Here is an 11,874-nt window from a genome sequence, read left to right on the forward strand (position 1 = left end):
CAAGCTTTCTTATAAACAAGCCAAGTGTTGTTGCTGACCCCCATAGGCGCACACTTGGCTTTTTTCTGTCTGTTTTACTTTTCCCTTAATGGTTTTACGATGATGTAGCCAACAAGTTGCTTCGCTTTTTGTATTGGCGTTTGTTTTCAGCAGGTGAATATTTGTGAGATAAGCTGCACATTAAAAAGTAAATTAACACTTGTGCAACGTAAAAATGTGACTGAAGGATTACTTATGCCCCACTAATATGTTTATCGTGTTTGGGATTTATATAACTAATGGAAAAGTATAATGAAATCCATAACGAACTCCCTCTGTCTCCTTGCTGCTGTTAGCTCTCCGTTTGCATATAGCCAAATTATCAACGGTGACTTTGAACAGTGGAATGGCAATGTACCTACGCAGTGGTCAGAGATTGACGCGGGCATTACAGTGTCGCCAAGCAGCGAACAAATCAAATCGGGCGGCCTGGCTGCCCAGGTCGTCGTGAATACAGGTACCCAAAGCAACACCGACTTTTTGCAAACCATTAATGTGGAGCAAGGGAAAACCTATCCGTTTTCTGTCTCGGTTTATCATACCGAAGGAAATGTAAAAGCACGTCTGGTGGTTGATGGTTATCACAATTACTCGAACCCACAACAGATAAACCAGTGGCAAGAGCTCGCGCACAACTACACAGCGAGCTCGAACAAGACCATCAACGTCGGTTTGCGTTTTTACGATGAAGCCAGTTTTGATGGCTCAGAAGTTGTCTACGTCGATAATTTTCAACCGACTGAGACGAGTACACAACCTCCTGTAGAAAGTTGTAGTGATCACCAAGTGGTCTTGACTCTCACAACCGATAATTATGGTTCAGAAACTAGCTGGACGTTAAAAAACAACCAAGCTGAAGTACTGTTTTCTGGTCAGGGATATGAGTCAGCAATCACCATTGAAAAGAGCATGTGCTTAGCTGACGGTAACTACCAATTCACGATTCAAGACGAGTATGGTGACGGCATTTGTTGTGGCAGTGGCGCGGGGTCGTACACGCTGACTGAGGGAGATAAGACTCTTGCTTCTGGCGCTGAATTCTCGAAAAGTGAAACCACCGATTTTACGTTAGGTGACTCAACCACGACCCCACCAGTGGTTGATGGTTACTATCAAGCGGCATCTGGTAAGACGGGATACGCTCTAAAAACAGCGTTGTTTAACATTATCAATAATCACTCCAGCCGAGGCTATTCTGCGGTCTGGACCTTGGTAAAAGATGCCGATATTGATCGTTATTACGAAAATGATGGCTCTATTCTCGATATGTATTCTGAAAAGCCATCTGCTAGCGATACAGTAAGCTTTACCAAAGTCACAGACCAATGTGGCCAATACAAAACGGAAGGGGATTGCTACAACCGTGAGCACTCTTTTCCGAAAAGCTGGTTTGGCGGTAAGGTTGAGCCGATGAACTCAGACGGTCATCACTTGTTTGCAACTGATGGTTATGTAAACGCGAAGCGCAGTAATTGGCCATTTGGTGAAGTGGGCACCGCGACCTACGTGTCTAGTAATGGCTCTAAACTTGGACAAGCAAGCACTAGTCTGGGCTACTCCGGTACGGTGTTTGAGCCGATTGATGAGTTTAAGGGCGACTTCGCCCGTGCTTATTTCTACATGGCAACCCGCTATGAAAATGTTGTAGGTAACTGGGAAGGCAATTCAAGCAATGCGGATGCTGTCCTTGATGGTTCAAGTTCAACGGTTTTTGAACCTTGGATGTTAAACATGCTGAAACGTTGGCACAAAAATGATCCCGTTAGTGAAAAAGAACGAAACCGCAATCAACAAGTGTTTGATTTTCAGGGCAATCGTAATCCATTCATTGATCATCCTGAGTTTGTTGAACAGATTTGGGGAAACTAACACCTTTTTGATTTTGGTATCCACCATTTAGTGACGCCAACAAAACAAAGGGGAAGCGTGATGCTTCCCCTTTTTCATTACGGATGTTTTTAAATGAAACTAGTTTTTCGTTACCGTCACGATTGGCGCCGACTTGTCAGCCGCATTGAAGTGGAAGTTGTAGTTTCCTGCTTCTGCAATCGCAATTTTTAGGTTTGCGCTACCGCCACCGGCTTCCATCGTCAGCGCTTTACCAAGCTCAACACTGCCTTCACCACCGAAGTTGGTGTCTGCTGCCCAGTCTGCGCTCGCAACTTTCATCTCGTAGTTGCCCGCCGCTAGGGTAATGTCTAGCGAATAAACGTCATTTGCAACATAGCTGAACTTCGCTGTTGAGTCTTGTGCTGGAGCATCCCATGTAGTGATAGTGCCACGTAAGTAAAGTGCTGTTTCACCGAATGTTGGTGCATCTGCTGACTTGGTCACTGACACGACCGGTTTTTCTACGCTTTCATCTTGAACATGTAGCGCGTTCAGAGTGAAGTTGTACTTACCTGTTTCAGCAACAGACAGCTTACAGTTACCTTCTGAACCTAATTCTAGTGAACCAGAAGCTATATTCGCAGCATCACAACCGATGTTTGGATTTGCCCAACCAGAGTCCGCGAATTTGAACTCGTGTTCACCAGCTTCAAGAACGCCAGTTACAGAGTACATACCGTTGCCAATAAAGGTCATCGCCCAATCACTGCTATCAGACCAATCGTTCATCGTGCCTTTCACGTAAACAACGGTTTCGCCGTAAGGAGGAATACTCGATACGTCTTTGTTATCCGTGTTTACTGGTAGGCCAGCACCTTGCGCGCCGTTTTGTGGCTGCACGAATACCGCTGTTGTCAGTGCTGGTACTGTGAAGGTTTCATTGGTGAAGCTTGCACCTTTCACGATGTCATCCGCAGAGTTTTGTTGAACTTCATGTAACTCGAAACCAGTTGCGCCGGCAACTTTGAAAGATTTCTCAGTTGATGTTGAGTTCACAACCGCCACGACAGCATCGTAGTTCGAATCTAAATCGGCACCCGCTGATGTACCATCGTCGATAGACATCACAATCAAGCCTTCCACTTGGTCTTTCCCTACGTTGCGGAAGTCAACACGGTTCATCACTTCTTGCGCGGTATCTAGGCGGAATAGTTCGCTTGTGCTACGGATTTTTAGTAGCTCTAGGAATTGTTGCTTAGTCAGCTCGATGTCGGTTGAATCTGGTTTCGCCGTGCTGTCACCAACGATGGTTTTGATCAGCTCCCAGTTTGCCCCGTCTTTGTCTTCACGTGGTAGGCCAACGTTCCAGTTATTGTCGCTTCCGTCGAAGAATACACGGTTGAACCAGTCACCAGAATCGTACGAGTCGCGCTGCATGGATTTAGAGCGCAATAGCTCAGAACCCATGTGGATGAATGGAATGCCTTGACCAAGCATCACCGTTGATAGGGACACAGACTGCATACGTGCACGCTCGGCAGATGAAGTGCCTGTCGCAATCTTGTAGGCGTTGTTATCCCACAATGTTTGGTTGTCGTGCTTAGACACGTAAGAGATGTTCTCTGATGGCACTTTTGTGTAGCCTGCAGGCGCACCATTGTAATCAACGTTCTTACCCAGTTTGGTTTCGCCTTTGTAATCAAGAAGGATGTAGTCAGCCAAGTTACCAGCCATACCTAGACGAACCAGATCTTGGTTGTGTAAACGACCATTCACCGATTCTGCGTCAGTTTTGGTTTCTTCGTTAGGATAAGCGGCGTTACCAAAGCCTTGGTTAAAGCGAAGTGGGTGCTTACCTTCAGAATCTACACCGCCATCAAACGGGCTTCCGCCACGAACTGCGTCACGCAGACGATCAGAGAAAGTACCGATTTCTGTCCCCGCCATGTTGACTTGTGTCGCCTGATCGAAACGAGCGTTTTGCGCGACTTCACCAAAGTCCCAACCTTCGCCGTAGAACAGAGTATTCGGATCAATTTCACGGACTTTTTCAAGTGCGTAAACCATCACATCTTTCGGCTGGTGGCCCATAAGGTCAAAACGGAAACCATCGACTTTATAGTCATCCGCCCATACCATCAATGAGTCAACCATTAGTTTACCCATCATCAAGTTCTCGGTTGCGGTGTTATCACAACAGGTTGAGTTTTCGACGCCGCCAGTGTTGACGTTTAGGCGGTGGTAGTACCCAGGGACAATCTTATCCAGTACTGATTTTTCGTTCACACCAGATGCATTTGTGTGGTTGTACACGACGTCCATGACCAGTTTCAGATCCATTTTATGCGTCGCTTGAACCATTTCGCGGAACTCAAGAATACGCTTAGACCCGTTAGGATCGGTCGCATAACTGCCTTCTGGCACGGTGTAGTGGTAAGGGTCGTAACCCCAGTTGAAGCTGTCTAGCATGCGAAGATCGTTCATCAACGCTTGTGCTTTGCCCGTTGTTGGGTCGTAGCTATTTAATACCTCTTCAATCACTTTGCCGTCATCTTCGGTCTCACAAATGGAGGCTTCTGGCTTGATGCCACAAAGTTTACCCACGGTGTCGGTGATATCGACTCGCTTGTCAGCGTCTTCATCCACGGTTGCAATATCAAATGCTGGCAAGATATGTAGCGTTGTTAGGCCAGCATCTTTTAAAGCTTGTAAGTGAGATACAGACTCACGCTCAGGTTCTGTAAGCGCCAGATATTTGCCATCAAGACTTGGTGTGCCTTTGCTGTCGTTAAAGCTGAAATCACGAATGTGTGACTCGTAAAGGACGTGGTCTTCGTCTTTTTTAACCGTTGGGCGTGCGTAGTTTTTCCAATCTTGAGGCATTAAGCTTGGATCATCTAAATCAACCACTTGCGAGTATCGTGAGTTCTTAGACAAGCTCATTGAATATGGGTCTGTTACCAAACGCGTTTCAACGACGCCAGTTGTTGGGTGGTATACCTTAACTTGGTAGCGATAATATTTGTTGACAACGTTGCTTTGTGCCTCAGAAACCCAGATACCTGTTGCTGGGTCTTCCGTCATGGCAACGGTCGCTTCTTCTGCTAAGTTTTCATCGTAGATTATCAGATCAACATCTTGGGCAGTTGGTGCCCATAGTTTGAAGGTTGCGGCACCGCCTTCCACAATCGCACCGAGTTCTTGACCGATCGCGTTACCTGCCTTGGAATCGGCAAACACTGCATCCAAAACGCCCGGTTTTTGCACTTCAGTTGCAGAAATGACGTCACCATTTGCGTTGTAAGCCACCATAACGATTTGTGACTTCAGGATCGTACGCAAGGTCGCGTCATCGACATCGATACCCGCAGCTTGAAGGCTAGCAAGGTGACGGAAGCGTGATTTCAGACCATCAGACAACTCACCAGCTTTTGTCAGCTCAACTGCTGTACCGCCAGAGATTTGCTTATCTTCATCCATTTTGATGTCATTGCTAATGCTGTAGAACAGCTTCATGGAATCCGCACTGGTCGCCGCTTCCCATGCAATGGTGTTGGCGTCTAACCAATGGGCTTTTTGACCATCAATATCAACAGGGCGCTCTTCTATTGGCTCGTAGTAAAGTTCACTGCTGCCGTGGAAGCCAAACAAACCTTTCGATTCGCCGATTTTCGTCAACTCTACTTTTGAGTTTGCGCTGCCGAACGCTTTCTCATCACCTTTGTGCAGAATGAAGTTCATGCATTCGTGTGGGTCAGAGGCGTCAGGGTTTATTTTCAGTACGTAGTAAGCACCATAGGTGTCGTTGATGCCATCGAATGGGTGTGGCGCAGACCAATCCGTTCCTGTTCCCGGAATGCCCATTGCGTCTAAATCTGTGCTGGTACAGCCCTCACCGTTCCATAGGTGCAAGCCCCAACCTTCGTAGTCGCTGGCTGTTGAAGCTGATGCTACGTCACGTTTGTAATAAATGACGACTTCGTTCTCTCCCGCAGGGTACAAGCCTGAGCCAGGGGTCGTCGTATCTTCGTTCGTGCTATCACTACCACAACCGCTGATTACCGCGACGGAAATCAAAGGCAGTACGGTTTTGGCAATTGTTGATAATTTAAATGTCTTATTGTCCACGTTTACAAATCCATTGTTATTGAATTGATATTGAGCTGCGCGCTGCCTTCGCTGACTCAATCATCAAGAAGGTTTTGCACACGCTAGAAAGGCAGATGCCAAAAAAGGAAATGTTCAATTAGATGCTAATACACTGAATCATCAGCAAAATGTGAGAGCAGGCTGTTAAGTTTTTTACAGGTGCAAATTTTCTGTCACAGTCGATTTTGTTCACAAATTAAATAATAAAACAGGCGCATAGTGAGAGATTCTGCACATCATTAAAATGTAAATTTTTATGGGATGAGTAAGGGGGGATGATAGGGGATGAGAATGTCTCAGCCCCAAAACCGTGATTAAGTTCTATAAAAATGAGGGCTATATTTTTCTTTTAAAAATAAGTTGCAGTGATGTTGAATAAAATACCGCCATTAAGTCTTCGCAAGCTTCAGATTTTCGCTAAGTGGTCGTTATATAATGAAGGTAGTCGGCGTTATGTCGGCGCGTAATCATAAGATTTCCCTGAAAGGGAGTTGAATTGGGCCCTGAAACCAAAAGAGGCTATTTATGAGTAGTATGGGCATTGCCATTGCGGCAACTGGCCTTTCACTCGTCCTGATATTTGTGTGGATGATCTCGTTGTCGATGCGGAAACAGAGACTCGAGGCAGAGAGGAAAGCTCGCGAAGCCGCTTATCGAAAGGCGATGCATAAAGCGCGAGAGCAAGAGCGTAAAGAGCGAGAGTTCAAAGCCGAAACTGGGCATATCCCCACCATTTTATTTCTAGCGAAAGAAGCCGAAAAGGGCAACATTCGTCAAGCGCTGTATTGGTATGATAAAGCCGCTAAACTGGACAATGTGACGGGGATGTACGGCATTGTTCGCTTAAGTGAACGCATGCGCGAAGATGTGATTTTAAAAGAGCAGGCAAACTTCTGGCGTACCGCAATTGCGGGAATGGAAGGGGATACCGAAGCGAAATTTTCGACGGGCAAGGCCTTGGTCTTTGGTCGAGGAACTGAAAAAAATATCCCAAAAGGTAACCAACTGATTGAAACTGCCGCCGAAGAAGGCTGCATTGATGCCATGATTTATATGGGGGAATGGCAGCTTTCACCAGATAATAGTGCAGGACGCAGTGCAGATGCGCTTTACTGGTTTATGAAAGCGGCGGAAAAAGACAGTGCGGATGGCAAAATCCAAGTCGGCTTATGTTACCTAAATGGCATTGGTACAGAAAAAAGCATGGTTAAAGGTTGCTACTGGCTGGAACGGGCCGCGGAAGGTGGCAGTGCTAAAGCGATGTATCATGCTGGCGAAGCGTGGAAGGATAAAGGTAAAACGGGTAATGCAATTGCTTACGTTTGGCTGTTTCTTGCTGCTAATATGGGCTACCAACCTGCACGTACGTTGCGTGATGAAGTGGCAACCAATATTGGTGTTGATGTTGTCGTTGGATTGCAGTCCATAGCGAAGCCGTTGCAAAGAAAGCTGGCCTCAGGAATGGTTAGAAAGCACTCTATTATTCGAGCCCTTAACAAAGTGTACAAACGCGAAGCGTATTTTCCTGCGGAAGAGGAGCTCAATGCGGTGTTGAATGATGAGAATAAAGACGTCTCCGAAGCTTGGGAGGAGACATCAACACTAGATTTTCAGCCTAAGATGACAACGGTAACAGCAGAAGACCAGGCAAGCACATCGCCTAACGAAAAAAAACTCTCTAAAGATGCGCTCGATTTCACTCAAAACTTCCTTCAGCCATAACCTATCTTATCCAGAAGCCTCAAGATTGAGGCTTTTCTTTTGTCTTTAAAATGTTACGCCAAATCCAAGTCAGCTTAATGTATTTGAGGCTAGACATCCAATGACGTGAAAACTCATTTTCGACATTTGGAGGACGAAAGATGATAAGTCAACCTGTTAAAATCGGTGACGACACCGCCGTAGTCATTCCAAGCGTAATCCTGGCTCAGCTCGGGATAAGGGAAGGAGATACCCTAGAAATCGCACTGAATAAAGACAAAATGGAAATTAAGAAGATGGTGTTGAAAACCAGCGCTCCAACTTACTCTGAAGATATTGAGGAGAATTGAGTTAGAGAATCTTGGTTTGTCGGATACACTACTGGTTTCGCAAAACTGGCGCTTGCCGCTGTCTTTGAACTATCGATAACTACAATAAGAGGTAAGGTACTATGCAAGGTATCCTCTCTATACAATCTCATGTTTCTTTTGGTCATGCTGGTAACAGCAGTGCTGTTTTCCCAATGCAACGCATGGGTTTCGAAGTATGGCCGATTCATACCGTTCAATTTTCTAACCACACGCAGTATCAAGAAGGCTGGACTGGGCGAGCGTTTGCGGCTGAAGACATCAGCGAGTTAGTTCGTGGACTTGGTAACATCGGCACGCTGGAAAAGTGCCAAGCGGTATTGACGGGCTACCAAGGTAGCGCAGAGCAGTGCCTTGCTGTTGAAGATACCGTGACGAAAGTGAAGCAAGCGAACCCGAACGCACTTTACGTTTGCGACCCTGTGATGGGCGCGCCAGACAAAGGCTGCATTGTGGCTCCGGGCATTGCTGAAAATCTTCTAACGCGTTTGATGCCAATGGCGGACGTGATCGTTCCGAACCAATTCGAGCTAAGTCAATTTGCTGAGATGGAAATCCACTCACTAGACGATGCGATCACCGCATGCCAACGTGCGCTAGAGAAAGGTCCAAAAGTGGTGCTAGTTAAGCACCTTTACTGCCTAGAAAATGGCAGCTTTAACATGCTATTGGCTACGCAAGAAGGTATTTACCTTGCGAAGCGTCCTCAATTTGAGTTTGCTAAACAACCTGTTGGCGTGGGCGATCTTATTTCAGCTATTTTTACCGCGGGACTCTTAAAAGGCTGGTCTCCTAAACAAGCTTTCCAACATTGTCATGACGCGTGCTACGGGGTGTTAAGTGCAACGTATCATGCAGGCGAATGGGAGCTGCAAACTATCGCGGCGCAGCAAGAGTTTGTTGAACCAAGCAAACACTTCCCGATTGAAGAAGTGGCTCTGGTCACCGCATAATTGAGCGCAATTAAACAAAAAAGGGGAGCCATCATCGGCTCCCCTTTCTATTTGTTCTGTCAGTCTTACTGAGCTTTTTGCTGCTCTGATTTACAAACTGCTGCCGTAAAGACAACGTCTGTTGAGCTGTTTAGCGCAGTTTCAGCAGAGTCTTGAATCACACCGATAATGAAGCCAACCGCTACAACCTGCATTGCTACGTCGTTTGAGATACCAAACAGGCCACACGCAAGTGGGATAAGTAGTAGAGAGCCACCTGCAACACCTGATGCGCCGCATGCAGAAACCGCAGCTACAATACTTAGAAGTAGCGCAGTCAGTAGATCAACTTCGATACCCATAGTGTGCACAGCTGCAAGCGTTAGCGTCGTGATAGTGATTGCAGCACCAGCCATGTTGATGGTCGCACCTAGAGGGATAGATACTGAGTATGTATCCTCGTCCAGTTTTAGCTTCTCACATAGTGCCATGTTTACTGGAATATTCGCCGCACTTGAACGAGTGAAGAACGCAGTTACACCACTTTCACGTAGACAACGGAATACAAGTGGGTAAGGGTTTTGTTTGGTTTTAACGAACACGATCGCTGGGTTTACAACGAGTGCGATGATCATCATTGCGCCAAGAAGAACCGCCAGAAGGTGTGCGTAGCTTGCTAGTGCGCTAAAGCCCGTTGTCGCAAACGTTGAAGCAACCAAGCCAAAGATACCAAATGGTGCAAGACGAATGATAAAGCGCACAATGTGAGACACGCTGTGGCTTAGATCTTCAAATACGGCCTTCGTTGTTGCCGATGCGTGGTGTAGTGCAAGACCCAGACCCACACCCCAAGCAAGAATGCCGATGTAGTTTGCTTCTACTAGTGCATTTACTGGGTTGTCGACCAGTTTAAACAACAGTGTGCGTAGAATTTCAGCAATACCTTGAGGAGGCGTTGCACCTTCAGCGCCGGTGACAAGCGTTAAATTGGTCGGGAAAAGGAAGCTTAGAACCACTGCTGATAGCGCCGCGAAGAATGTACCCATCAGGTACAGTACAACGATTGGGCGCATGTAAGTGTGTTGGTTTTTCTTTTGGTTTGCAATTGAAGCGGCAACCAAAATAAACACAAGAATTGGCGCGATCGCTTTAAGCGCGCCGACAAAAAGGCTACCAATTAATCCCGCGCTTTCGGCATGGCTTGGAGAAATTGTCGCGAGCAAAATACCAAAGACGATACCGACAAGGATCTGGACGACGAGGTTACCACGAGCATATCGGGCAACGAGGCTGTTGTGTTGCATACATCATTCCTGCAATTTTATGCCAGAGTGGCAGGGCAATAGTCCATCATTACACGGCGATAATGCCCTTATATTACAAGGGGTGAGCATTGCTTCTGGTCACTAAGACACATGATTATCAATTATCCTGTTTTTATAAATTCAGCCATTTTCTTGCTGAATATCACATATCTTAGCTTGGTAATATTTTGTGTCTAGTTTTAGTTTGTTTTTGGATTAAATGTTTGCTCAATGTTATTTAAATAAGATTTTTATGTTGAAAATTATCATTAGTTATGAGTAATGGTTTTTAATAAAGTTGTTAAAAAGGAGACTTTCGTCTCCTTTGATTTTATTGACAACTCAAACGCAACAAATTAATAACTTTGTTGGCGCCTGCGCTTATCACTCATGGCATTGCGAGCAAGTTTACCGAATCGTCGACTTTGTGCTCGTTGCTCTGCCAAAGTCGCGCCGTTAAAGGCTTGTTCTCGCAATAGTTTTTGATAGTTATTGAAACGACGAACCTCCAGTTTGCCATTTGCAATCGCAGTTTGAACTGCGCAGCCTGGCTCAGTTTGGTGCTTACAATTGCCAAAGCGACAACGCTGAGCGAGCGCCTCAATGTCAGAAAATGCCTCACTGACCCCCGATTCACAATCTGCTAGTTGAAGCTCGCGCATTCCCGGAGTATCAATCAAGATGCCGCCATCAGGTAATAGATGGATAGAGCGCGATGTAGTTGTATGTCGCCCTTTGCTATCGTCTTCACGAATATGCCCAGTTGCCTGTTCTTGTTGCCCGAGTAATGCATTAACAAGAGTTGATTTGCCAACGCCTGAAGAACCGATAAAAGCGAGGGTTTGTCCTTCTTTGCACCAGGTCATGAGTTTAGAAGCACTCTCTATTTCTAAGCCGTTGACTGTCTCTATAGCTAATAGAGGGTCGAGCTTCTGTACTTGGCTTTTTAGTTCATCAGTATTGTCACACAAATCGGCTTTGGAAAGCACGATGACGGGTTCGACTTCGGCTTCATGAGCCAAGGCAAGATAGCGTTCAATACGACTTAAATTGAAGTCGTCGTTAAGGGAACAGACGATAAACACTGTATCCACATTGGCTGCGATAAGTTGCTCTACCACTTTGCTGCCAGCGGCTTTGCGGCTAAAGAGGCTCAAGCGATCCAGTAAGCGAACAAATTGCTGATCTTCATTTAAGATTACCCAGTCTCCGACGGTCATATTGGGTAAAGAATGGTGGGCATTAAGATGAACTTGCCCAGTTTCTGTTGCCAATAAATAACCACTTCGGTGATGCGCAATTACACGAGCAAAGATAGTGTTGTCGTAATCGTCTAATGTCAGTTGTTGCTGAAAAAATGGTTTCCAACCCAATTGTTTTAGAGGGTTTGAAGTTGAAACTAATGTGTCACAAAAAGTATGTGTTTGATTCATTATTGAATTATCCCAGACGCAACAAAGTGCCTTAATACAAATCGCATTAGGGTCTAATTCGGATAGAGTTGACCCCGGTGAAGACCGGGCAGAGAAGGGGAGTTGTGGCTATGCCACA

At 45.9% G+C, this 11,874-nt stretch carries 7 protein-coding genes; 4 read left to right on the forward strand and 3 right to left on the reverse strand.

Going from position 1 to position 11,874, the window contains the following annotated elements; all coding sequences use genetic code 11:
* The first annotated feature begins 291 nt into the window (after positions 1-291).
* Positions 292-1,908, forward strand: a complete 1,617-nt coding sequence (locus tag R7M72_RS05805; RefSeq protein WP_017820116.1) for an endonuclease — start codon at positions 292-294, stop codon at positions 1,906-1,908.
* 99 nt (positions 1,909-2,007) lie between these two features.
* Here the strand turns inward: R7M72_RS05805 and pulA are convergent, their stop codons facing one another.
* Positions 2,008-5,997, reverse strand: coding sequence for a pullulanase-type alpha-1,6-glucosidase (gene pulA, locus R7M72_RS05810; protein WP_318056104.1), 3,990 nt, complete (start codon positions 5,995-5,997; stop codon positions 2,008-2,010).
* 546 nt (positions 5,998-6,543) lie between these two features.
* Between pulA and R7M72_RS05815 the strand changes: the two genes are divergently transcribed.
* The 3 genes from R7M72_RS05815 (at position 6,544) to pdxY (ending at position 9,040) form a co-directional block, all read left to right on the forward strand.
* Positions 6,544-7,740 carry a tetratricopeptide repeat protein gene (locus R7M72_RS05815; RefSeq protein WP_213971617.1) on the forward strand — a complete coding sequence of 399 codons (1,197 nt, stop codon included), beginning with the start codon at positions 6,544-6,546 and terminating at the stop codon, positions 7,738-7,740.
* A 140-nt stretch (positions 7,741-7,880) separates the two neighbouring features.
* Entirely contained in the window at positions 7,881-8,069 is a 189-nt protein-coding gene (locus tag R7M72_RS05820; protein WP_017634469.1) for an AbrB/MazE/SpoVT family DNA-binding domain-containing protein, read from the forward strand.
* A gap of 101 nt (positions 8,070-8,170) precedes the next feature.
* The gene (gene pdxY / locus R7M72_RS05825; protein ID WP_053303912.1) at positions 8,171-9,040 is read left to right on the forward strand and encodes a pyridoxal kinase PdxY; all 870 of its coding nucleotides are present in this window, start codon (positions 8,171-8,173) and stop codon (positions 9,038-9,040) included.
* Between the two features lie 65 nt (positions 9,041-9,105).
* Here the strand turns inward: pdxY and sstT are convergent, their stop codons facing one another.
* Both sstT and rsgA read right to left on the reverse strand, forming a co-directional pair.
* Positions 9,106-10,323: a serine/threonine transporter SstT gene (gene sstT / locus R7M72_RS05830; protein ID WP_005374821.1), complete on the reverse strand. Its 1,218-nt coding sequence runs from the start codon at positions 10,321-10,323 to the stop codon at positions 9,106-9,108.
* Between the two features lie 356 nt (positions 10,324-10,679).
* Positions 10,680-11,756, reverse strand: coding sequence for a ribosome small subunit-dependent GTPase A (gene rsgA, locus R7M72_RS05835; protein WP_005384642.1), 1,077 nt, complete (start codon positions 11,754-11,756; stop codon positions 10,680-10,682).
* Between the last annotated feature and the right edge of the window lie 118 nt (positions 11,757-11,874).

The organism is Vibrio sp. YT-18, from assembly GCF_033337345.1.
Lineage (GTDB): Bacteria > Pseudomonadota > Gammaproteobacteria > Enterobacterales > Vibrionaceae > Vibrio > Vibrio alginolyticus.

What these genes read in the sequence shown, in the direction of transcription:
- R7M72_RS05805 (WP_017820116.1), top strand. Translation starts at nt 292, where the DNA reads ATGAAATCCATAACGAACTCCCTCTGTCTCCTTGCTGCTGTTAGCTCT.
- R7M72_RS05815 (WP_213971617.1), top strand. Translation starts at nt 6,544, where the DNA reads ATGAGTAGTATGGGCATTGCCATTGCGGCAACTGGCCTTTCACTCGTC.
- R7M72_RS05820 (WP_017634469.1), top strand. Translation starts at nt 7,881, where the DNA reads ATGATAAGTCAACCTGTTAAAATCGGTGACGACACCGCCGTAGTCATT.
- pdxY (WP_053303912.1), top strand. Translation starts at nt 8,171, where the DNA reads ATGCAAGGTATCCTCTCTATACAATCTCATGTTTCTTTTGGTCATGCT.
- sstT (WP_005374821.1), bottom strand. Translation starts at nt 10,323, where the DNA reads ATGCAACACAACAGCCTCGTTGCCCGATATGCTCGTGGTAACCTCGTC.
- rsgA (WP_005384642.1), bottom strand. Translation starts at nt 11,756, where the DNA reads ATGAATCAAACACATACTTTTTGTGACACATTAGTTTCAACTTCAAAC.